Origin of the sequence: Microbacterium sp. Y-01 (genome assembly GCF_003856715.1) — a bacterium.
Lineage (GTDB): Bacteria > Actinomycetota > Actinomycetes > Actinomycetales > Microbacteriaceae > Microbacterium > Microbacterium algeriense.
Genome location: NZ_CP024170.1, coordinates 2,620,691 through 2,640,208 on the forward strand (window position 1 = coordinate 2,620,691; position 19,518 = coordinate 2,640,208).

Here is a 19,518-nt window from a genome sequence, read left to right on the forward strand (position 1 = left end):
GCAGCCTGCTCACCACTCGCCCCGTGCTGGACTGGAAACGACTTACGGGGAGTTCGGGGACTCCACCTTGATGTCACCCGAGACGATCTGCTCCTGCAGCGTCTTGAGCTCGTCCATGAGACCCTCGGGCAGCTGCGACTCGAAGTCGCCGAAGCCGGAGAGCTTGACGCCCTCGTTCTCGAGCGTGCCCACGTAGGGCTCCGGGTCGAACTCGCCCTTGGCGGCGGCGACGGTCGCATCCTTCACGGCGACGTCGATCGCCTTCATGATCGAGACCAGCGTGATGTCGGCGACGCTGGGGTCGGCGACGGCGAGGTCGCTGTCGACGCCGAGCATCAGCGTGTCCTTGCCGCTGTCGGCGATCGCCGCAGCCGCGCTCTGGTAGACGGGACCGCCGACCGGGAGGATGACGTCGACGCCCTGGTCGAGCACGCCCTGCGCGGTCTGCTTCGCGGTGTCGTTCGCGTCGAAGCCACCGGTGAAGGAGCCCTTCTGGGTCGCCTCGTCCCAGCCGAAGACCTGCACCGAGGCCGACTTGTCCTCGTTGTACTTCTCGACGCCGAGCTGGTAGCCGTCCATGAACACGGCGACGGACGGGATCTGCATGCCGCCGAAGGTACCGACCTTGTTGACACCGCTCTGCGCGGACCACGCGGCGGCGGCGTAGCCGCCGAGGTACGCGGCCTGAGCCGTGTCGAAGACCAGCGGCTTGATGTTCGGAGCGTCGACGTTGCCGTCGAAGTCGTTGTCGGCCCAGTCGTCGATGATCGCGTAGTCGATCTCGGGGTTCGCGAGCGCGGACTCGACTGTGGCGGCCGACAGCTTGAAGCCGACCGAGACGATCAGCGAGCAGCCCTCGGAGACGGCGGTCTCCAGGTTGGGCGCGTAGTCGTTGTCGTTGGCCGACTCGAACTCGAGGGGCTTGATGCCCAGCTCATCGGCGGCACTGTCCATGCCCTCCTTGGCGGACTGGTTGAACGACTTGTCGTTCCATCCGCCGGCGTCGGAGACGAGGCACGGGAGGAAGTCGGAGTCGACCGGCTCGCCCGAGCCGGCAGGCTTGTCCGTCGGTGCCTGGCCGCAGCCGGCGAGAGCGAAGACGACACCGGCGGCGACCGTCGCGCCGAGCAGCTTCTTGGTGGTGGAGATGGTCAACTGATGCCTCCCTCAACGAAACCGCGGCCATCGCGGATCGATCAAAGTTACCTAGTGTTTCGACGTTTGTGCACGTCGCGCCCTGGACTGCCGACGAATGGTTACAAAGCTGAAATCAAGCCCACACGTGAGCAGCGTCGCGCGCTCACCTGCGCGTCAGAGCACGTCGCCGCGTCCGGTGAGCTTGAGCGACTCGACCACGCCCTTGACCCGCTGCGCATGCTGGACCGTGGTGACCAGGAGCGCGTCGGGGGTGTCGACGACGACGATGTCCTGCACGCCGACGAGGCTGATGACGCGCGTGGTCTGACTCACGAGGATCCCGCTGGCGCCGTCGGTGAGCACCCTGGCGTGCGGCCCGAGGACGGCCAGATCGTTCTTCCTGCCGTTGTTGATGAGCTTGGTCAGCGAGGCGAAGTCGCCCACGTCGTCCCAGTCGAAGTGGCCGGGCACGACCGCGAGCTTCCCCCGCCGGGCGGCGGGCTCGGCGACCGCGTAGTCGATGGCGATCTTCTTCAGCCGCGGCCAGATCCGATCCACCGCCGGTCCGCGCCGGTCGCGGTCGTCCCACGCCTCGGCCAGCTCGAGCAGCCCGGCGTGCAGTTCCGGCTCGTTCGCGGCGATCTCCTCCAGGAGCACGCCGGCCTTGGCGATGAACATGCCCGCGTTCCAGAGGTAGCCGCGGTCGGCGAGGTACTCCTTGGCGGTCTCGAGGTCGGGCTTCTCGACGAAGCTCGCGACGAGCGCGGCCTCGCGGGCGCCGTCCACCACGAGCTCGGGGCCCATCTTGATGTAGCCGAAGCCGACGGCGGGCTCGGTCGGCGTGATGCCGATCGTGCAGATGTACCCCTCGCGGGCCACCTCCACCGCGTCGCGCACCGCGAATTCGAACACCCGGGTGCTGCGGATCACGTGATCCGCGCTGAACGAGCCGATGATCACGTCCGGATCGCGGCGGTGCAGGATCGCTGCCGCGAGCCCGATCGCGGCGGCGGACTCGCGCGGCTCGGACTCGAGGAAGACGTTGAGGTCGGCGATCCCCGGCAGCTCCGCCTCCACGGCCGCGCGGTGGGCGCGTCCGGTGACGACCGCGATCCGATCGGCGCCGGCCAGCGGCACGAGGCGGTCCCAGGTGTCGCGCAGCAGCGAGTGCCCCGAGCCGGTCAGGTCGTGCAGGAACTTCGGCGCATCCGCCCGTGAGAGCGGCCACAGCCGGCTGCCGATGCCGCCGGCGGGGATCACGGCGTAGAAGTCCGGGATGGGTTGGCTCATGCTGCCCAGGGTAGCCGGAGGAGACATCTCGATATCGAGACACTTAGGCTCCCCTTCGTCGCTCCCGGCTATCTGACAGGAATAGGATGGTCACCGATCGGGCGTGCCTGAGCGCATGCGACCGATTCACATCGATCCAGGGAGGACGACCGTGTCCACAAGCGCCCGCTTGACACCGTCGATTTCGGAAACCACGTCCAAGACCCCCCGCGGCACCCTCTATCGGGGTCGCGAAGGCATGTGGTCGTGGGTGCTTCACCGCATCACCGGAGTCGCCATCTTCTTCTTCCTGTTGGTGCACGTGCTCGACACGGCGCTGATCAGGGTGTCGCCGGAGGCGTACAACGCCGTGATCGGCACATACAAGAACCCGGTCATGGCGCTCGGCGAGGTCGTGCTCGTGGCCGGCATCGTCTTCCACGCCATGAACGGTCTGCGCATCATCGCCGTCGACTTCTGGTCGAAGGGCGCCAAGTACCAGCGTCAGCTGTTCTGGGGCGTCCTGCTGGTGTGGGGCATCATCATGGCCGGCTTCGTGCCCCGCCACCTGATGCTCGCGTTCGCCGGATTCGGAGGAGGACACTGATGTCTGCTCAGACCGTCGCCGTCGCCCCGGTCCGCCGCCGCCGCGGAGTGAACCTCGAGAAGTGGGGCTGGATCTTCATGCGCGTCTCGGGCGTCGTGCTCGTCGTGCTGATCTTCGGCCACCTCTTCGTCAACCTCATGGTCGGCGAGGGCATCCACGCCCTGGACTTCGCGTTCATCGCCGGCAAGTTCGCCACGCCGTTCTGGCAGTGGTGGGACGTGCTGATGCTGTGGCTCGCGCTGATCCACGGCGCCAACGGCATGCGCACGATCGTGAACGACTACGTGACCCACCGCACGGCGCGCAAGGCGCTCGTCTGGGCGCTCGGGCTGGCCGCCGGCCTGCTCATCATCCTCGGCACGCTCGTGGTCTTCACGTTCGACCCGTGCCTGGGTGTGACCGAGGACAGCGTCCTGTGGTCCGAATGCGCCGCGCTGGTCGGGAACTGAGAAGAAGGCTAAGAAGAAGTGACTACCGAGACGCAGGATTCCGTCGTCCGTGACGGCGTGCACTACCACCAGTTCGACATCGTGATCGTGGGGGCGGGTGGAGCGGGCATGCGTGCCGCCATCGAAGCAGGTCCCGGCGCGAAGACGGCCGTGATCTCCAAGCTGTACCCCACGCGCTCGCACACCGGTGCGGCGCAGGGCGGCATGGCGGCGGCCCTCGCGAACGTCGAGGAGGACTCCTGGGAGTGGCACACCTTCGACACCGTCAAGGGCGGCGACTACCTCGTCGACCAGGACGCGGCCGAGATCCTCGCGAAGGAGGCCATCGACGCGGTCATCGACCTCGAGAACATGGGTCTCCCCTTCAACCGCACCCCCGAGGGCAAGATCGACCAGCGCCGTTTCGGCGGGCACACGGCCGAGCACGGCAAGACCCCGGTGCGCCGCGCGTGCTACGCGGCCGACCGCACCGGCCACATGATCCTGCAGACGCTGTTCCAGAACTGCGTCAAGCTCGGCATCAACTTCTTCAACGAGTTCTACGTGCTCGACCTGCTCACCGTGAAGGACGAGGCGGGCAAGACCCAGGTCGCCGGCGTCGTGGCCTACGACCTCGCCACGGGTGAGCTGCACGTCTTCCAGTCCAAGGCCGTGATCTTCGCGACCGGCGGCTTCGGCAAGATCTTCAAGACCACCTCGAACGCGCACACCCTCACGGGCGACGGCGTCGGCATCGTGTGGCGCAAGGGCCTCCCCCTCGAGGACCTGGAGTTCTTCCAGTTCCATCCGACCGGTCTCGCCGGCCTCGGCATCCTCCTCACCGAGGGTGCGCGCGGTGAGGGCGCGATCCTCCGCAACGCCTCCGGTGAGCGGTTCATGGAGCGCTACGCCCCCACGATCAAGGACCTCGCCCCGCGTGACATCGTCGCGCGCTGCATGGTCCAGGAGGTCGCTGAGGGCCGCGGCGCCGGTCCCCATAAGGACTACGTGCTGCTGGACTGCACGCACCTGGGCGCCGAGGTCCTCGAGACCAAGCTCCCCGACATCACCGAGTTCGCCCGCACGTACCTGGGCGTCGACCCGGTCGTCGAGCCCGTCCCCGTGATGCCGACCGCGCACTACGCCATGGGCGGCATCCCCACGAACAACAACGGCGAGGTGCTCGCGGACAACGACACCGTCGTCCCCGGTCTCTACGCCGCCGGCGAGTGCGCCTGCGTCTCGGTGCACGGCGCCAACCGCCTCGGCACGAACTCGCTGCTCGACATCAACGTGTTCGGCAAGCGGTCGGGTCGCAACGCGGTGGAGTACGTCAAGACGGCCGAGTTCGTCCCGCTGCCGGAGAACCCGGCCGCGTTCGTCTCCGACATGCTCGAGGGCCTGCGCAACAACCAGGGCACCGAGCGCATCGCCGTGCTGCGCAAGACGCTGCAGGACGAGATGGACAAAGGCGCGCAGGTGTTCCGCACGCACGAGTCCCTCCAGCACGTCCTCGGCGTGATCGCCGAGCTCCGCGAGCGCTACAAGAACGTGCACGTCGACGACAAGGGCCACCGGTTCAACACCGACCTGCTCGAGGCCGTCGAGCTGGGCTTCCTGCTCGACATCGCCGAGGTCGTCGTCTACGCCGCGCAGAACCGCGAGGAGAGCCGGGGCGGCCACATGCGCGATGACTTCCCGAAGCGCGACGACGAGAACTACATGAAGCACACCATGGCGTACCTCACGGGCGACCCGCACTCCTCCGACCCGAGCGACCACATCAAGCTCGACTGGAAGCCCGTCGTCTTCACCAAGAACGACAAGGGCGAGTTCAACTACCCGCCGATGGAGAGGAAGTACTGAGCATGTCCAACGCCCTCGCCGAGGCCCCGGCTGACACCACGGAAGAGACCGGGATCCAGTCCTTCATCGTCACCTTCAACATCCGTCGGTTCGACCCCGAGGTCGACGCCGAGCCGCACTGGGTCGACTACGACGTGGAGCTCTACTCCACCGACCGCGTGCTCGACGCCCTGCACAAGATCAAGTGGGAGGTCGACGGCTCGCTCACCTTCCGGCGCTCCTGCGCCCACGGCATCTGCGGCTCCGACGCCATGCGCATCAACGGCCGCAACCGCCTGGCGTGCAAGACGCTGATCAAGGACCTCGACATCTCGAAGCCGATCTACGTCGAGGCCATCAAGGGCCTGCCGCTGGAGAAGGACCTCGTCGTCGACATGGAGCCGTTCTTCGCGTCCTACCGCGAGGTGCAGCCGTTCCTCGTCGCGAACTCCGTGCCGGAGAAGGGCAAGGAGCGCACGCAGTCCATCGCCGACCGCGAGATCTTCGACGACACCACCAAGTGCATCCTCTGCGCCGCGTGCACCTCGTCGTGCCCGGTGTTCTGGACCGACGGGCAGTACTTCGGCCCGGCCGCGATCGTCAACGCGCACCGCTTCATCTTCGACTCGCGCGACGACAACGCCGCCGTGCGTCTGGACATCCTCAACGACAAGGAGGGCGTGTGGCGCTGCCGCACGACCTTCAACTGCTCCGAGGCGTGCCCCCGCGGCATCGAGGTCACCAAGGCCATCGCCGAGGTCAAGCAGGCGGTCCTCCGCGGCCGTCCCTGACGCGCCGTATCAGGCAATCACGCAAGAACAGGCGGTTCCCCTGCGGAACCGCCTGTTCTCGCGTTAACGCCTGCTCTCGCGCGCCGCGGACCCTTGGATAGGGTGGGGTGGTGTCCGATCCCGATGGCGCTGCGAGCGAGGCCCGCCGCCTCGATGCCGCGGTCGAGCGCGCCACCGCCCTCACCCGGCGCACCCTCGGCCTGTTCCCCGTCCGGGTCTGGCGGCACTTCCTGCAGCACAACGGCTTCCTCCTCGCCGCCGGCGTGAGCTACCAGGCGCTCTTCGCCATCTTCGCGGCCATCTACCTCGCGTTCGCCATCGCCGGACTCTGGCTTGGAGGCAGCGAGGATGCCGTCAACGGGCTGATCGCGATCATCAACAGCTACATCCCCAACCTGATCCTGCCGGAGGGCGGCGTGGTCACCCCGGAACAGGTGCAGGAGATCGCCTCCAACACCACCGGCGTGCTCAGCATCACGGGTCTGATCGCCCTCGGCACCGTGATCTGGACCGCCATCGGGTGGGTGACTTTCTCCCGCCGCGCGGTGCGGGACATCTTCGGCCTTCCCCCCGACCGGCGCAGCTACGTGCTCCTGAAGGCGCGTGATCTGCTCGCCGCCCTGATCTTCGGGATCGCCCTCGTGGTCGGCTCCGTCCTCACGTCGGCGAGCGCCACGGTGCTGAGCTGGATCCTCACCCAGCTCGGCTGGGACTCCGGTTCCGACAGCGTGAACGTCAGCATCCGGATCGGCACCGTGCTCGTCTCGTTCGCCCTGATGTCCTCGGCGCTGGCGTCGATGGTCCGCTTCCTCACCGGCACGTCGCTGCACTGGGGCACGATCTGGCCGGGCGCGCTGCTCGGCGGCGGCGCCATGACGGTCCTGCAGTACGGTGCCGGCTTCCTGCTCAGCTACACGCCCTCCAACCCGCTGCTGGCGACGTTCGCGATCTTCATCGGACTGCTGCTGTGGTTCCGGGTCAACGGCGTGGTGATGCTCGTCGCCGCGTCGTGGATCGCCGTCGCCGCACAGGACCGGGATCTGCCGCTGCTCGCGCAGACGGAGGCGGAGCGACGGGTGGCCGAGCACCGCGCCCTGGTGACGGCCGCGCGCATCCGGGTGCGGGACGCGCACGCCGCCCGTGAACGCGCCCCGTGGTACCGCGCATGGGCGGCGGCCAGGGCCGTGCGCGCGGCGGAGGACGAGCTGGCCGATCTTGAGGCCTCCGCTCCCCCGCCGATCGAACCCGCACCCCTGGCCGAGCGTCTCCTCGCGGAGCTCAACCACCGCTCGGCTCGGGATGTCGGTGGCGCTCGTTAGGCTTGTGAGCATGCCTCACCTGCGTATCGCCACGGTCAATGTCAACGGGATCAGGGCGGCGGCCCGCAACGGGATGAGCTCCTGGCTGGATGCCGCCGACATCGACATCCTCACCCTGCAGGAGGTCCGCGGGCAGGACGAGCACATCGAGGCCGCGCTCCCCGGCTGGACCTTCGTCCACGACGAGGCCACGGCGAAGGGCCGAGCGGGTGTCGCGATCGCGAGCCGCACGCCCGCACTCGCCGCCCGTGCCGACTTCGGCCCGGAGGACTTCGACTCCAAGGGGCGGTGGATCGAGGCCGACTTCCTCATCGGCGACCGTCCGCTCACCGTCGTGAGCGCCTACGTGCACTCCGGCGAGGCCGACACGCCGAAGCAGGACGAGAAGTGGAAGTTCCTCGACGCGTTCGAAGCACGGCTGGCGAGCCTGAACACCGAGGGGGCGCTCGCCCTCGTCACCGGCGACCTCAACGTGGGACACCGCGAGCTCGACATCAAGAACTGGCGGGGCAACCGCACGAAGGCCGGGTTCCTCCCGCGCGAGCGCGCTTATTTCGATCGCTTCCTCGGCGAGGCGGGGGCCACGGTCACCGGCGTCGACGGATCGGTCGGCCCCGGTCTGGGCTGGGTGGACGTGGGACGCCGCTTCCACGGCGAGGTCGACGGGCCGTACACGTGGTGGTCCATGCGCGGGAAGGCGTTCGACAACGACTCCGGCTGGCGCATCGACTACCACCTCGCGACGCCCGCTCTCGCCGAGCGGGTTGAGACGTATCACGTCGCCCGTGCCGCGGCCTACGACCAGCGGTGGAGCGATCACGCACCGGTCGTGGTCGACTACCGCTACTGACCCGGCTCACGCCCCTCTGCGGTCGCGGGCTCCGATTCCCGGTACCACCCGCGGTACTCGAGCACGGTGCCGAGCACCGGGTTCACCGCGCGCATGTCGATCGTGCGTCGGCGGTGCTCCGCATCCCACCCGTCCACGAGGTCCACGCGCACGCCGAGCAGACCCCGCAGCGCGAACCGGCGTCCGAACAGCCGCAGGGCGACGCGGACCGTGCGCATCCGCAGGAACCCCTCGTCCGTGACGCTGCACTCCTCGATCAGTTCGACGCGCCCGCGCGCTCCGAGGAGGTTCCGGACGAGTCCCGGTCGCACGCTGACCGTGAGTCGGTCCACGATCCTCACCGTGTGACCGGGGAAGAGGAACTCGCGCGTGGAGTCGAGCGTCGCGCGTCCCGTCGTCGACCGTCCCGAGGTGGTGCGGAGCACGAACGGAACGTCTGAGCCCCGCGTCGGCACCAGCAGGCCCGGCCCCACGATCGGACGCGCGAGAGCCGTCCAGGAGCCGAAGCGACTCCCGGCGACGGCGAAGACCCCCTCGGCATGCCCGGCCGCGACGGGAGCGCGATACTGCGCGAGGATCTCCGGGTGCAGACGCTCGGCCTCGGCGCCCAGAGCGTCGAGGAAGACCTGTCCCCGCATCGGGGCCGTGCTGTCCGTCATGCCGTCAGCGTAGGGGACCGGAGCGCGCGAGCCCTCCCGGCGCGGGCGCATAGGATTGATCCCGTGACGAAACCTCGCCTTTACTCCGGAATGCAGCCCTCAGCCGACTCCCTCCAGATCGGCAACTACATCGGTGCGCTGCTCCAGTGGCGGGACCTGCAGACCTCGTACGACGCGTACTTCTCGGTGGTCGACCTGCACGCCCTCACGGTCGCGCAGGATCCGGCGGAGCTGCGCGAGAAGACCCGCCGCACCGCTGCCCAGTACATCGCCGCGGGCATCGAGCCCTCGCTGTCGACACTCTACGTGCAGTCGCACGTCCGCGCGCACGCCGAGCTGGCCTGGATCCTCAGCACCATCACCGGGTTCGGCGAGGCCGGCCGGATGACGCAGTTCAAGGACAAGTCGGCTCGCTACGGCGCCGACGCCACGAGCGTCGGACTGTTCACCTACCCGGTGCTGATGGCGGCGGACATCCTGCTCTACCAGACGGATGTCGTCCCGGTCGGCGACGACCAGAAGCAGCACGTGGAACTCACCCGCGATCTCGCCGAGCGCTTCAACTCGCGCTTCGGGGAGACCTTCACGGTCCCGATGCCGGTCATCCAGAAGGAGACCGCACGGATCTACGACCTGCAGAACCCGACGTCGAAGATGTCGAAGTCCGCGGAGAGCGATGCCGGTGTGCTGTGGATGCTCGATGAGCCGACGAAGTCCGCGAAGAAGATCATGCGGGCGGTGACCGACAACGAGGGATCGGTGCGCTTCGACCGGGAGAACAAGCCGGGCGTCTCCAACCTCCTCACGATCTACGCGGCCCTCACCGGGCGGCAGGTCGCGGCGATCGAGGACGAGTACGCCGGCCGCGGTTACGGCGACTTCAAGAAGGGTCTCGCCGAGGTCGTCGTGGAGGAGTTCGGTCCGGTGCGTTCGCGCGCCCTGGAACTGCTCGACGATCCGGCCGAGCTGGACCGCATCCTCGCGGCCAACGCGGCGCGCGCGGATGCCGTCGCCGACGCCACCCTGTCCGACGTGTACGACCGGGTGGGTCTGCTCCGTCGCGTCTGAGCGCCGCCCTAGGATGGGGGTCGTGACCGATCCGCAGCTGCCTCCCCCGTCCGGCGTCGCCCCACCTCCCCCGGTGTTCCCGGCCCCGACGGCGTATCCGGCTGCTCCTGCGCCGAACGTGCCGGCACCGCCTCCCGGCGCCTATCAGGTGCCCGTCGGCGGGTACACGGCTCCGGCGGGCTCCTACGGCGTCCCGGAGACCTCGGCACGGCCGTCGGGCTTCCTCGGGATGCTCGCGCTGAGCCTCGCTCTCGTGGCAGCCCTCATCACGCCGATCATCGCGGGGATCAACGCCTTCGAGATCGGGCGACTCGTGCCGCAGGGCCTCTCCGCGGGAAGCGGTGACCTGAGCGCCCTCTCCCCCGCACGGGACCAGGTGCTGTGGACGGAGCTGTCGTTCTGGACGGGCACGGTGCTCGGCATCGCCGCGATCGTGATCGGCATCCTCGCGATCCGCCGCCGACAGGGTCGTGGGGCCGGCATCGCCGCCATCGTGGTCGCGGCTGTCGCCGCTCTGCTGTTCGTCGTCGTGCTGGTGATCGCGTTCGCGACCGGGAGCGCGGCCGGCTTCGCCGCCTTCACCGCCTGACGCGTCAGCGCGGCGCGTGGTGCTTCTGCTGCGCCGCGAGGAGCCCCTCGCCGACGAGGAGCTCGACCGCGTCGGCGGCTTCGGCGACGAGGATCGGCAGGTTCGGCCGTTCGTCCTTGCCGAAGGGAGCCAGCACCCAGTCCGCGGGATCCTGGCGACCCGGAGGGCGTCCGATGCCCACGCGCACCCGCGGGAAGTCGGCCGTCCCCAGCGCCCGCGCCACATCGCGCACGCCGTTGTGTCCGCCGTGGCCTCCCCCGGTCTTCAGCTTCAGCGTGTCGAACGGGATGTCGAGCTCGTCGTGCACGACGACGACCTGCTCGGCGGGTACCGAGTAGAAACGTGCCAGCGCGGCCACGGGAGTGCCGGAGACGTTCATGAACGAGTTCGGCTTGACCAGCACCAGCTTGTCGGCGCAGGGCAGCAGCCAGGTCTCGACGACGCGGGCTCCCGCCTTGTGCTCGCGGAACGACTCGCGGCGACGGGCGGCCAGTTCGTCGAGCACCATCTGGCCGACGTTGTGCCGGGTCGCCTCGTATCGAGGGCCGGGGTTGCCCAGTCCCACCACGAGCCAGGTCGACGGCATGTCTCGTCCTCTCAGTGCGGGGCGGACCCCGGGTCAGGATACGACAGAGGGGACGCGATCGGATCGCGCCCCCTCTGTGAGGATTCAGACGGAGATCACTCCGCGGCTGCCTCTTCGGCGGTCTCGGCCGCAGCCTCGCCCTCGGCTTCGCCCTCGCCCTCGGCCTCGTCCTCGACGGGGGCCGCGGGAACGGAGATCGCGACGATCAGCGTCTCGGGGTCGGCGAGCAGCGTCGAGCCCTTGGGCAGGGTCACGTCGGCGGCGGTGATGTGCGCGCCCTCCTCGAGGCCCTCGACCGAGATCTCGAGGTTCTGCGGGATGTGCGTGGCCTCGGCCTCGATCGACAGCGTGGTCGCGTCGAGGTTCGCGATCGTGCCGGGAGCCGACTCGCCGGTGACGACGATCGGGACGTCGATCGCGACCTTCTCGCCCTTCTTCACGACGAGCAGGTCGATGTGCTCGATGATCTGGTGCACCGGGTCCTTCTGGACGTCCTTGACCAGGGTCAGCTGCGAGGTGCCCTCGATGTCGAGCTCCAGCAGCGCGTTGGCGCGACGGATGATGAGCGAGACCTGGTGGCCGGGCAGGGCGACGTGCACGGGCTCGGTGCCGTGGCCGTAGATCACGGCCGGGATCTTGCCGGCAGCGCGCAGACGGCGGGCGAAGCCCTTGCCGAAGCTCTCGCGGAGCTCGGCGTGGACCTTGGTGTCTTCAGACATGGGGTTCTCCTTCGGGGCACGCAGCGAAGGCGCCGCGCGGTGGTCTTGGATTTTTCGGACTCGAGCTCACGCGTGAGGAAAGCCACCGGGCTTGCTTCGCCGCGTCGATAACGGATGTTCGCGCACGCGCAGAAGCATCCCTCGCCGAGGTACAGCCTCAATGGTACCGGATGACCCGATAGGCTGAGGACACCCGTCCTTTTCTGCAGAACACGGAGACCCCCATGCTCGATGGCGCCTTCCTCTCGCACGTACTCCTCTGGCTGATCGGCGCCATGACCGTGTGCGCCATCGTCGGCAGCCTGGGCGCCCTGTTCTCGATGGGCCGCTCGGGCTACCGCAAGGACTGACCGAGCCGCGTCAGCGCGCGGTCGCGGCGAGGGCGTCGCGGATCGCGTCGATCTCCTGCGTCAGGGGCAGCGACGCCTCGATCCGGACTCCGATCTCATCGTCCGCCAAGGACTCCAGCGCCTCGAGCTGCGAGTCCATCAGCGACGCCGGCATGAAGTGGTCGGCACGCGCGTCGAGACGGCTCGCGAGTGTGTCCCGATCGACGACCAGCTCCGCGAAGAACGCGTCGTCCGCCTCCTCGCGGATCGCGTCTCGGTAGCGTCGGCGCAGCGCGGAGCAGGCGACGACGATGCGATCCTCGCCACGAAGGGTCGCGCCGACCACGCGCAGCCACGGCATCCTGTCGTCGTCGTCCAGCGGGATGCCGGCGGCCATCTTCTCGACGTTGGTGAGCGGGTGCAGGTCGTCGCCGTCGACGAAGCGCGCTCCGAGCCGCTCGGCGAGAGCGGCGCCCACCGTGGACTTGCCGGACCCGCTCGGTCCCATCACGACGATGCGCACACTCATACCTCCGGCCCGATGATATCGCGGACGTCGACGCGGCCGCCGTCCCTGGCGGTCCGCGCGGTCATGCGAACGGGGTGACCAGGTCGATCCCCGCGACCGTGATCGTGACGGTCTGCCCCGGGCGGACGAGCGCTTGCGAACGCGGCGCGCCCGTCATCACGACGTCTCCCGGCCCCAGCGGCGTCCACCGCGCCACGTAGGCGAGGCACTCCCGGATCGGGACGGGCAGACTCCGGCTCCCCGTCTCGGCGACGAGGCGGCCGTCCACCGCCACGGAGAGCTCCACGTCGTCGATCCCGACCTCCGTGTCGATCCACGGCCCGAGCGGCGTGTACCCCTCCCCCGACTTCGACTCGAAGTTGCGGGGATCGAACTCGACCCGCTCCGGGCTGGAGAGGTCGTTCACGGCGGTGACGCCGAGCACGAACTCCTGGGCGTTGCCCGCCGTGAGCCCCGCGGTGGCGCGGCCGATCACCACGGCGATCTCGCCCTCGGCCACGGCGGCTCCGGCATCGCGGCGCAGCGTGACCTCCGCCCCGCCCACCACCACGGTCCGCGGGCTCTTCAGCCAGGCCTGGACGGGCGAGACGTGCTCCGGTCCGTTCTGCGCGATCCCGACGAGCACGGTCGGGTCGACGGGAGCGATCAGCGGAGCGTCGACGGCCTCCCCCACGTCGGCCGGACGGTGCCCCGCTGCGAAGGCGGCGAACGGGTCGGCGACGGGGATGAGGCGGTCGCCGTGCGGGCGGACCCAGCGAGGGCCCTCCGCCGTGGCGATGCGGCCGAGCAGTCGCGGACCGCCCGTCATCGACCGACCGCCGTGATCGACACGGTGGTCGCGAACACGTCGTCGCCGCCCTCCGCGCGCGAGACCTTGATGGCGTCGTCCACCCGAGTGAGGTCCCGACGCAGGGTCTCGGGGGCGAGGAAGGTCGAGGCCGTCGTGATGAGGGCGAGGACGGCCATGTAGATCGCGAGCAGCACCCAGTTTCCGCCGCTCACGGCGATGAGATAAGCACCGAGGACCCCGGCCAGACCACCGGCCAGGACGGCGGAGATCTCCCGGGCCATCGCCACGCCGAGGTAACGGTGGCGGTTGCCGAACAGCTCGGGGAGCATCGCGCACTGCGGCCCCAGCATGCTGTTGACGGCCACGCCGATGCCGATCGCGATCACCCCGATCGCCAGCGCGTGGTTGCCCAGCGACAGCATCCACCAGGCCGGGAATGTGTAGACGAGCATGAACACCGCGCCGAAGCGGTAGATCGTCCGCCGCCCGAACCGGTCGGAGAGGTGTCCGGTGAACGGCACCGAGAACACGCCGATCAGCGAGCCGAGGGTGACGCCCCAGGTGAGCAGGCTCTTGTCCGCGCTGTCGCCCGCGACCGTGACGAAGAACGCCAGCCCCAGCGTCTGGAACATGTAGGAGCCGCCGTTCTCGGCCATCCGCAGTCCGACGCCGACGATGACGCCGGGGAGCCCGTGCGTGAAGATCTCGCGGATCGGACGGTCGGCGATCTGCTCGTGCTTCTCCAGCTCCACGAAGGTCGGCGTCTCGCGCAGTCGCATCCGGATGAAGAGCGCGAGCAGGATGAGCGCGAACGAGGCCAGGAACGGCACGCGCCAGCCCCAGCTCAGCAGCTGCTCCTCCGGGAGCAGGGTGATCAGCCCGAACACCACGGCGGCGAGCAGGGTGCCAGCCTGGATGCCGACGAACGGCAGGGCGGAGAAGAATCCGCGCCGTCTGACCGGAGCGTACTCCGCCATCAGCACCGTCGCGCCGGCCTGCTCCGCTCCGGCTCCGAAGCCCTGCAGGAGACGCATCAGCACGAGGAGGATCGGCGCCCATACGCCGATCGCGGCGTACGTGGGGAGCAGCCCGATCGCGGTGGACGCGCCGCCCATGAGCACGATGGTCGCCACGAGCACCCACTTGCGGCCGAGCTTGTCGCCCAGGACTCCGAAGAACAGCCCGCCGAAGGGCCGGGCGAGGAACCCGACGCCGAAGGTCGCGAAGGCGGCGACCGTCGCCATGGCCGGGTCGTCCTGCGGGAAGAACAGCACGTTGAAGATCAGCGCCGTGGACAGGCCGTAGAGCGCGAAGTCGAAGTACTCCAGCGCGCTGCCGATGCTCGACGCGAGCGTGGCCCGTCGCAGGTTGGCGGCGTATTCCGGGTCATCGGTCGCAGCACGGGCTGAGGGGCGGGATTCGGTCACGGCCATCTCCTTCGATCGGCTTCTTCGCCTGTGGCGTGGTGCCGACTGTACCAGCCCGTTGAATGCTGTTCAACCCTTTGAACGCCCAGCATGCGCGAAGGAAGAGACCATGCGTCGGGAGCGGAGGGCGACGGCGCGCCGGCGTTCAGCGCCGGGCGGCGGCGCTGAACGGGTTCGTCAGCGCGGCAGCCGCCGCGCGCAGGGCCTCGCCCACACGCTCGATCCGCTCGTAGTCGGCCTCGGCAGCACGGATCGCCACCCCGAGCGCGAGCGGCGGGTCGGAGGGCGCCCAGCCGTCGAGCGGCACCGCGACCCCGACGATGCCGCGGAACGACTCCTCGGCGTCGAGCGCCCAGCCGCGACGGCGCGCGGCCGCCAGCGCATCCAGCAGTCCGGCCAGGGTGGTGGTGCTGCGCTCCGTGAGCTGCGGGAACACGGCGCCCTCGCCGAGGAGAGCGACCACCTCTTCGTCGCTCATCGCAGCGAGGAGCGCGCGACCGGTCGCCGAGAGCGGGGCGGGGAGCCGGGAGCCGAGCGGGGTGCCGAGCCGAAGCGACCGCGACCCCTCGTGTCTGGCCAGATACAGCGCGTCGGTGCCGTCCAGCATCGCCACCTGCACGAGCTCCGACGACAGCTGCGGCGACGCCTCGCACACGCTGTAGAACTCGCGGACCTGATTGAACTGCGCGGCGAACGCACCCCCCAGCTCCGCTGTGCGCAGGCCGAGTCGGTACCCCTGCACCGTGCGCTCGATCATGCCGCCGGCCTCGAGCGCCAGGCACAGGTTCGCCGTGGACGACTTCGCGAGCCCCAGGTCACCGGCGAGCTCGGTCAGCGTGCGCGGACCACCGGCATCGGCGAGCAGGCCGAGCAGGCGGATGCTGCGGCTGACCGCCGGCGCGGGATCGCGCCCCTCGCGCGTGTCGTCGTCCATGGCCGTGCCTTCCGCCCGTCGGGTGTCGCCGCGGCCGGGCAGCCGCGGCGGATCAGTAGAACTCGACCGTATCGACGACCGCCGTGAGCGGCTCGCCATCGAGCAGGCGCGCCGCGTTCTCCGCGAACCGGCGCGCGATCCGCTCCTCCTCCTTGGAGCTGAGCGCAGCCGTGTGCGGGCTCACGAGCACGCTCGGATGCCCCCACAGCGGCGAATCGTCGCTGAGGGGCTCCTGCTCGAAGACGTCCAGAGCGGCGAAGCCGATGCGACCGTCGTCGAGCGCGCCGATCAGCTCCGCCTCGTCGATCACACTGCCGCGACCGACGCTCGCGAGGATCGCGCCCCGCCGCACCGCCGCGAGCACGTCTCGACCGATGAGATGGTGGGTCTGCGCGGTGCCGGGAAGCGTGACCACGATCGCGTCGACCTGCGCGACGGCGTCGACGAGCTCGTCGAGCGGAACCAGACGATCCACGCCGGCGACGGGCTCACCGGACCGCGTCGTACCCCACACGCGCGCGCCCAGCGCGTGGAAGCGGCGGGCGCACTCCGCGCCGATGCCCCCGAGACCGACGACGAGCACCGTCATCTCGTCGAGCTGGCGCATCTCCCACCGGTCAGGCCAGGTGCGATCGCGCTGGTCGGCGAGCAGGCGAGGAAGGTTCTTCGCGCCGGCGATCACTCCGAACACGGCGAACTCGGCGAGCGGACCACCGTGCACTCCCGCGCTCGTGGTGAACACGATCCGATCGAGGTCCGCCCGGTCGAGGCCGGCCGCCTTGACCGTGGCGCCTCCGCCGGCCGCGGTCGTCATGACCCAGCGCAGACGCGGATTCGCCGCGACCGTGCGCGCGAGCGCCTCCGGATCGACGTCGGGGATGCCGAACAGCGCGTCGGCGGAGTCGACCAGCTCGTCGAAGGCCTGCTGCGCGCTCGGCGTGCGCGCGTAGTCGGGGTCACCCGCCCAGTCCGCCGGCCCACGCATCGGGGGCAGGAGTGCAGGGTCGCGGATCATCTCGACCCGAGGCTCGAGCTCCTCGATCATCCGGCACAGGTCTTCCCGCAGCGGCACCGCCGCGACGACGCGCAGCCTGTTGTCGGTCCCGGTCATGCTGATCCCTTCCTCGGGTGTCGAACCCTCACCCTAGCTCAGATACATCCTGCTGGACACTGTTCTGCCTGCTGGATTGTTGCTACCGTGGCCGCATGACCACTTCGTCCGTCGCCGTCGGGGCCGTGGGCCTGGGCGCCATGGGCCGCCCCATGGCGCAGCGCCTCCTCGCCGCGCACGACAGTCTCATCATCCACGCCCGCCGCCCGCAACCCGAGCTGATCGCCGCCGGGGCCTCCTGGGCGGAGACACCACGCGAGCTCGCCTCCAGGGTGGACGTGCTGCTGTCCATGCTGCCCGACCTTCCGCAGCTCGAAGAGCTCCTCGACGGGCCGGACGGCCTGCTCGCCGATGCCGGGGACCTCCTGATCCTCGTCGGCTCCACGTCCTCAGCGCCCGCCGTCCGCGCGCTGGCCGAGCGCCTGAGTGCGCGGACCGAGGGGCGCGTGCGGCTCGTGGACTGCCCCGTGTCCGGCGGCGAGGACGGCGCGGTCTCCGGCACTCTCTCGATCATGCTCGGGGGCGCCCCGGACGACGCCGCCATCGCCGCCGAGGTCCTCGCGCCGTGCGGCACGCCCGTTCTGCTGGGTCCGCTGGGCGCGGGCGAGGTCGCCAAGGCGTGCAATCAGCTCGTCGTCTCCGCCACGATCTTGGCGCTGGGCGAGGCGACAGTGCTGGCCGAGCGCTCCGGCCTCGACCTCGACGCACTGTGGTCGCTGCTCTCCCGCGGATACGCCGGATCGAACCTGCTCGACAGCCGCCGCGACAGGCTCGTGAGCGGAGACGACTCGCCGAGCGGCGCCGCGCAGTACATGGTGAAGGATCTCCGATTCGCCGCCGACATCGCCGCGGCGACCGGAACCTCCCCCGTTCTGCTGCCCGCCCTGCGCGCGGCCTTCGACGAGCTCGTGGACGCGGGTTTGGGCGAGCGGGACATCGCCGTCACACGACGCTTCATCGCGTCGCGTGACACAGGTGAGCACTGACCTCCCGTACAGCGATACGCTGAAACCACCCTTCTTCACGATCGAGGAGCCTTCTGTGCCCGAAGCATCAGCGAACATCGGAGTCGTCGGACTCGCCGTCATGGGGTCGAACCTCGCCCGCAACCTCGCCAGCCGCGAGGGGAACACGGTGGCGATCTTCAACCGCAGCTACGAGAAGACCCAGACGCTCCTCGACGAGCACCCCGAGGCCGGATTCGTCCCGGCGCACACGTACCAGGAGTTCGCCGACTCGCTGCAGAAGCCGCGCACCGCCATCATCATGGTCAAGGCCGGCGGTCCGACCGACGCCGTGATCGACGCGCTCGTCGACGTCTTCGAGCCGGGTGACATCATCGTCGACGGCGGCAACGCCTACTTCCCCGACACGATCCGCCGCGAGAAGGCCGTCCGCGAGACCGGCATCAACTTCGTCGGCGCCGGCATCTCCGGCGGCGAGGAGGGCGCGCTCACCGGTCCCTCCATCATGCCCGGCGGTTCGGACGAGTCGTGGGTCACGCTCGGCCCGATCCTGAAGTCCATCGCCGCGATCGCCGAGGGCGAGCCCTGCGTCACGCACGTGGGTCACGACGGCGCCGGCCATTTCGTGAAGATGGTGCACAACGGCATCGAATACGCCGACATGCAGCTCATCGCCGAGGCCTACGACCTCATCCGGCGCGGCACGGGCAAGGCGCCCGCCGAGATCGCCGACATCTTCGCCGAGTGGAACAAGGGCGAGCTCGAGTCGTACCTGATCGAGATCACCGCCGAGGTGCTGCGCCAGGTCGACGTGGAGACCGGCAAGCCGCTGGTCGACGTGATCCTCGACCAGGCCGGAGCCAAGGGCACCGGCGCATGGACCGTGCAGACCGCGCTCTCGCTGGGCGTCCCGGTCTCCGGCATCGCCGAGGCCACCTTCGCCCGTTCGCTCTCGTCCCACCCCGAGCAGCGCGCCGTGGCGGCGTCGCTTCCCGGGCCGGACGAGGAGTTCACGGTTCCCGCCGACGAGGTCGACGCCTTCATCGAGGACGTGCGCCTCGCCCTGTACGCTTCGAAGATCGTCGCCTACTCGCAGGGCTTCGACGAGATCCGCGCCGGTGCCGCCGAGTACGGCTGGAACATCGACCTCGGTGCGATCAGCAAGATCTGGCGCGGCGGCTGCATCATCCGCGCGCAGTTCCTCAACCGCATCGCGGACGCGTACGCCGAGACCCCCGACCTGCCGGTGCTGATGACGGCGCCGTACTTCGCCGAGGCGCTCACCCGCGGGCAGTCCGCCTGGCGCCGCGTCGTGGTGACCGCCGCCCAGGCCGGGATCCCGGCCCCGGCCTTCTCCTCGTCGCTGTCGTACTACGACGGCATCCGCGCCGACCGGCTTCCCGCCGCGCTCGTGCAGGGCCAGCGCGACTTCTTCGGTGCGCACACCTACAAGCGCATCGACAAGGAGGGCACCTTCCACACGCTGTGGTCGGGCGACCGCACCGAGATCGAAGCCGAAGACACGCACTGACGTCGCTTCGTCGAAAGGGCCGGGCACCGCGAGGT

Annotated in this window: 21 protein-coding genes; 11 read left to right on the forward strand and 10 right to left on the reverse strand. The window is 69.6% G+C overall.

Annotation, left to right across the window (positions count from 1 at the left end):
• Positions 1-42 precede the first annotated feature (42 nt).
• A complete protein-coding gene (locus CSX12_RS12485) occupies positions 43-1,155 on the reverse strand; it encodes a BMP family ABC transporter substrate-binding protein (protein WP_017202532.1) in 1,113 nt (370 codons plus the stop codon).
• Positions 1,156-1,311: 156 nt separating this feature from the next.
• Entirely contained in the window at positions 1,312-2,427 is a 1,116-nt protein-coding gene (locus CSX12_RS12490; protein WP_124895994.1) for a mannose-1-phosphate guanylyltransferase, read from the reverse strand.
• Positions 2,428-2,578: 151 nt separating this feature from the next.
• Here CSX12_RS12490 and sdhC point away from each other — a divergent pair, with 151 nt between their 5' ends.
• The 6 genes from sdhC to CSX12_RS12520 all read left to right on the forward strand — a co-directional run bounded on the left by sdhC (position 2,579) and on the right by CSX12_RS12520 (position 8,246).
• Entirely contained in the window at positions 2,579-3,013 is a 435-nt protein-coding gene (gene sdhC / locus CSX12_RS12495; protein WP_074731658.1) for a succinate dehydrogenase, cytochrome b556 subunit, read from the forward strand.
• Positions 3,013-3,462 (forward strand): succinate dehydrogenase hydrophobic membrane anchor subunit, encoded by a 450-nt coding sequence (locus CSX12_RS12500; protein ID WP_017202535.1) that lies wholly within the window; start codon positions 3,013-3,015, stop codon positions 3,460-3,462. Before sdhC ends, CSX12_RS12500 begins: the two co-directional genes overlap by 1 nt.
• Positions 3,463-3,480: 18 nt before the next feature.
• Positions 3,481-5,307 (forward strand): succinate dehydrogenase flavoprotein subunit, encoded by a 1,827-nt coding sequence (sdhA, locus tag CSX12_RS12505; protein WP_017202536.1) that lies wholly within the window; start codon positions 3,481-3,483, stop codon positions 5,305-5,307.
• A gap of 2 nt (positions 5,308-5,309) precedes the next feature.
• Positions 5,310-6,077: a succinate dehydrogenase iron-sulfur subunit gene (locus CSX12_RS12510; protein ID WP_017202537.1), complete on the forward strand. Its 768-nt coding sequence runs from the start codon at positions 5,310-5,312 to the stop codon at positions 6,075-6,077.
• A 110-nt stretch (positions 6,078-6,187) separates the two neighbouring features.
• Positions 6,188-7,396, forward strand: coding sequence for a YihY/virulence factor BrkB family protein (locus CSX12_RS12515; RefSeq protein ID WP_124895995.1), 1,209 nt, complete (start codon positions 6,188-6,190; stop codon positions 7,394-7,396).
• A 10-nt stretch (positions 7,397-7,406) separates the two neighbouring features.
• Positions 7,407-8,246, forward strand: coding sequence for an exodeoxyribonuclease III (locus tag CSX12_RS12520; protein WP_124895996.1), 840 nt, complete (start codon positions 7,407-7,409; stop codon positions 8,244-8,246).
• On the opposite strand, the gene CSX12_RS12525 is transcribed toward CSX12_RS12520, so the two are convergent.
• A complete protein-coding gene (locus CSX12_RS12525) occupies positions 8,240-8,905 on the reverse strand; it encodes a DUF4166 domain-containing protein (RefSeq protein WP_241160454.1) in 666 nt (221 codons plus the stop codon). The genes CSX12_RS12520 and CSX12_RS12525 overlap by 7 nt on opposite strands.
• 63 nt (positions 8,906-8,968) lie before the next feature.
• On the opposite strand from CSX12_RS12525, the gene trpS reads away from it, so the two are divergent.
• Entirely contained in the window at positions 8,969-9,973 is a 1,005-nt protein-coding gene (gene trpS / locus CSX12_RS12530; protein ID WP_124895998.1) for a tryptophan--tRNA ligase, read from the forward strand.
• Between the two features lie 13 nt (positions 9,974-9,986).
• Positions 9,987-10,562: a hypothetical protein gene (locus CSX12_RS12535; RefSeq protein WP_241160455.1), complete on the forward strand. Its 576-nt coding sequence runs from the start codon at positions 9,987-9,989 to the stop codon at positions 10,560-10,562.
• A gap of 4 nt (positions 10,563-10,566) precedes the next feature.
• Here the strand turns inward: CSX12_RS12535 and pth are convergent, their stop codons facing one another.
• Together pth and CSX12_RS12545 are read right to left on the reverse strand one after the other, a co-directional pair.
• Positions 10,567-11,148 carry an aminoacyl-tRNA hydrolase gene (pth, locus tag CSX12_RS12540; RefSeq protein ID WP_124896000.1) on the reverse strand — a complete coding sequence of 194 codons (582 nt, stop codon included), beginning with the start codon at positions 11,146-11,148 and terminating at the stop codon, positions 10,567-10,569.
• 95 nt (positions 11,149-11,243) lie between these two features.
• On the reverse strand, positions 11,244-11,867 hold the full coding sequence (locus CSX12_RS12545; RefSeq protein WP_017202545.1) for a 50S ribosomal protein L25/general stress protein Ctc: 624 nt from the start codon (positions 11,865-11,867) through the stop codon (positions 11,244-11,246).
• 224 nt (positions 11,868-12,091) lie between these two features.
• Between CSX12_RS12545 and CSX12_RS18850 the strand changes: the two genes are divergently transcribed.
• Positions 12,092-12,217, forward strand: coding sequence for a hypothetical protein (locus CSX12_RS18850; RefSeq protein WP_017202546.1), 126 nt, complete (start codon positions 12,092-12,094; stop codon positions 12,215-12,217).
• A 10-nt stretch (positions 12,218-12,227) separates the two neighbouring features.
• On the opposite strand, the gene CSX12_RS12550 is transcribed toward CSX12_RS18850, so the two are convergent.
• The 5 genes from CSX12_RS12550 to CSX12_RS12570 form a co-directional block, all read right to left on the reverse strand.
• Positions 12,228-12,725 (reverse strand): gluconokinase, encoded by a 498-nt coding sequence (locus CSX12_RS12550; protein ID WP_017202547.1) that lies wholly within the window; start codon positions 12,723-12,725, stop codon positions 12,228-12,230.
• A 61-nt stretch (positions 12,726-12,786) separates the two neighbouring features.
• A complete protein-coding gene (locus tag CSX12_RS12555; RefSeq protein ID WP_124896001.1) occupies positions 12,787-13,533 on the reverse strand; it encodes a fumarylacetoacetate hydrolase family protein in 747 nt (248 codons plus the stop codon).
• Positions 13,530-14,948, reverse strand: a complete 1,419-nt coding sequence (locus tag CSX12_RS12560) for an MFS transporter (RefSeq protein ID WP_017202549.1) — start codon at positions 14,946-14,948, stop codon at positions 13,530-13,532. The genes CSX12_RS12555 and CSX12_RS12560 overlap by 4 nt, the downstream gene beginning before the upstream one ends.
• 139 nt (positions 14,949-15,087) lie before the next feature.
• Positions 15,088-15,876: an IclR family transcriptional regulator C-terminal domain-containing protein gene (locus CSX12_RS12565; RefSeq protein ID WP_124896002.1), complete on the reverse strand. Its 789-nt coding sequence runs from the start codon at positions 15,874-15,876 to the stop codon at positions 15,088-15,090.
• Between the two features lie 52 nt (positions 15,877-15,928).
• Positions 15,929-16,987: a D-2-hydroxyacid dehydrogenase gene (locus CSX12_RS12570; protein ID WP_124896003.1), complete on the reverse strand. Its 1,059-nt coding sequence runs from the start codon at positions 16,985-16,987 to the stop codon at positions 15,929-15,931.
• A gap of 95 nt (positions 16,988-17,082) precedes the next feature.
• Between CSX12_RS12570 and CSX12_RS12575 the strand changes: the two genes are divergently transcribed.
• Positions 17,083-17,973 (forward strand): NAD(P)-dependent oxidoreductase, encoded by an 891-nt coding sequence (locus CSX12_RS12575; protein ID WP_017202552.1) that lies wholly within the window; start codon positions 17,083-17,085, stop codon positions 17,971-17,973.
• Between the two features lie 55 nt (positions 17,974-18,028).
• Positions 18,029-19,483: an NADP-dependent phosphogluconate dehydrogenase gene (gene gndA / locus CSX12_RS12580; protein WP_124896004.1), complete on the forward strand. Its 1,455-nt coding sequence runs from the start codon at positions 18,029-18,031 to the stop codon at positions 19,481-19,483.
• Positions 19,484-19,518: the final 35 nt, after the last annotated feature.

Excerpts from the sequence above, each read along its gene's own strand:
- CSX12_RS12490 (WP_124895994.1), bottom strand. The coding sequence starts at position 2,427 with ATGAGCCAACCCATCCCGGACTTCTACGCCGTGATCCCCGCCGGCGGC.
- CSX12_RS12500 (WP_017202535.1), top strand. The coding sequence starts at position 3,013 with ATGTCTGCTCAGACCGTCGCCGTCGCCCCGGTCCGCCGCCGCCGCGGA.
- CSX12_RS12510 (WP_017202537.1), top strand. The coding sequence starts at position 5,310 with ATGTCCAACGCCCTCGCCGAGGCCCCGGCTGACACCACGGAAGAGACC.
- CSX12_RS12520 (WP_124895996.1), top strand. The coding sequence starts at position 7,407 with ATGCCTCACCTGCGTATCGCCACGGTCAATGTCAACGGGATCAGGGCG.
- CSX12_RS12525 (WP_241160454.1), bottom strand. The coding sequence starts at position 8,905 with ATGACGGACAGCACGGCCCCGATGCGGGGACAGGTCTTCCTCGACGCT.
- CSX12_RS12535 (WP_241160455.1), top strand. The coding sequence starts at position 9,987 with ATGGGGGTCGTGACCGATCCGCAGCTGCCTCCCCCGTCCGGCGTCGCC.
- pth (WP_124896000.1), bottom strand. The coding sequence starts at position 11,148 with ATGCCGTCGACCTGGCTCGTGGTGGGACTGGGCAACCCCGGCCCTCGA.
- CSX12_RS12545 (WP_017202545.1), bottom strand. The coding sequence starts at position 11,867 with ATGTCTGAAGACACCAAGGTCCACGCCGAGCTCCGCGAGAGCTTCGGC.
- CSX12_RS18850 (WP_017202546.1), top strand. The coding sequence starts at position 12,092 with ATGCTCGATGGCGCCTTCCTCTCGCACGTACTCCTCTGGCTGATCGGC.
- CSX12_RS12550 (WP_017202547.1), bottom strand. The coding sequence starts at position 12,725 with ATGAGTGTGCGCATCGTCGTGATGGGACCGAGCGGGTCCGGCAAGTCC.
- CSX12_RS12555 (WP_124896001.1), bottom strand. The coding sequence starts at position 13,533 with ATGACGGGCGGTCCGCGACTGCTCGGCCGCATCGCCACGGCGGAGGGC.
- CSX12_RS12560 (WP_017202549.1), bottom strand. The coding sequence starts at position 14,948 with ATGGCCGTGACCGAATCCCGCCCCTCAGCCCGTGCTGCGACCGATGAC.
- CSX12_RS12565 (WP_124896002.1), bottom strand. The coding sequence starts at position 15,876 with ATGGACGACGACACGCGCGAGGGGCGCGATCCCGCGCCGGCGGTCAGC.
- CSX12_RS12570 (WP_124896003.1), bottom strand. The coding sequence starts at position 16,987 with ATGACCGGGACCGACAACAGGCTGCGCGTCGTCGCGGCGGTGCCGCTG.
- CSX12_RS12575 (WP_017202552.1), top strand. The coding sequence starts at position 17,083 with ATGACCACTTCGTCCGTCGCCGTCGGGGCCGTGGGCCTGGGCGCCATG.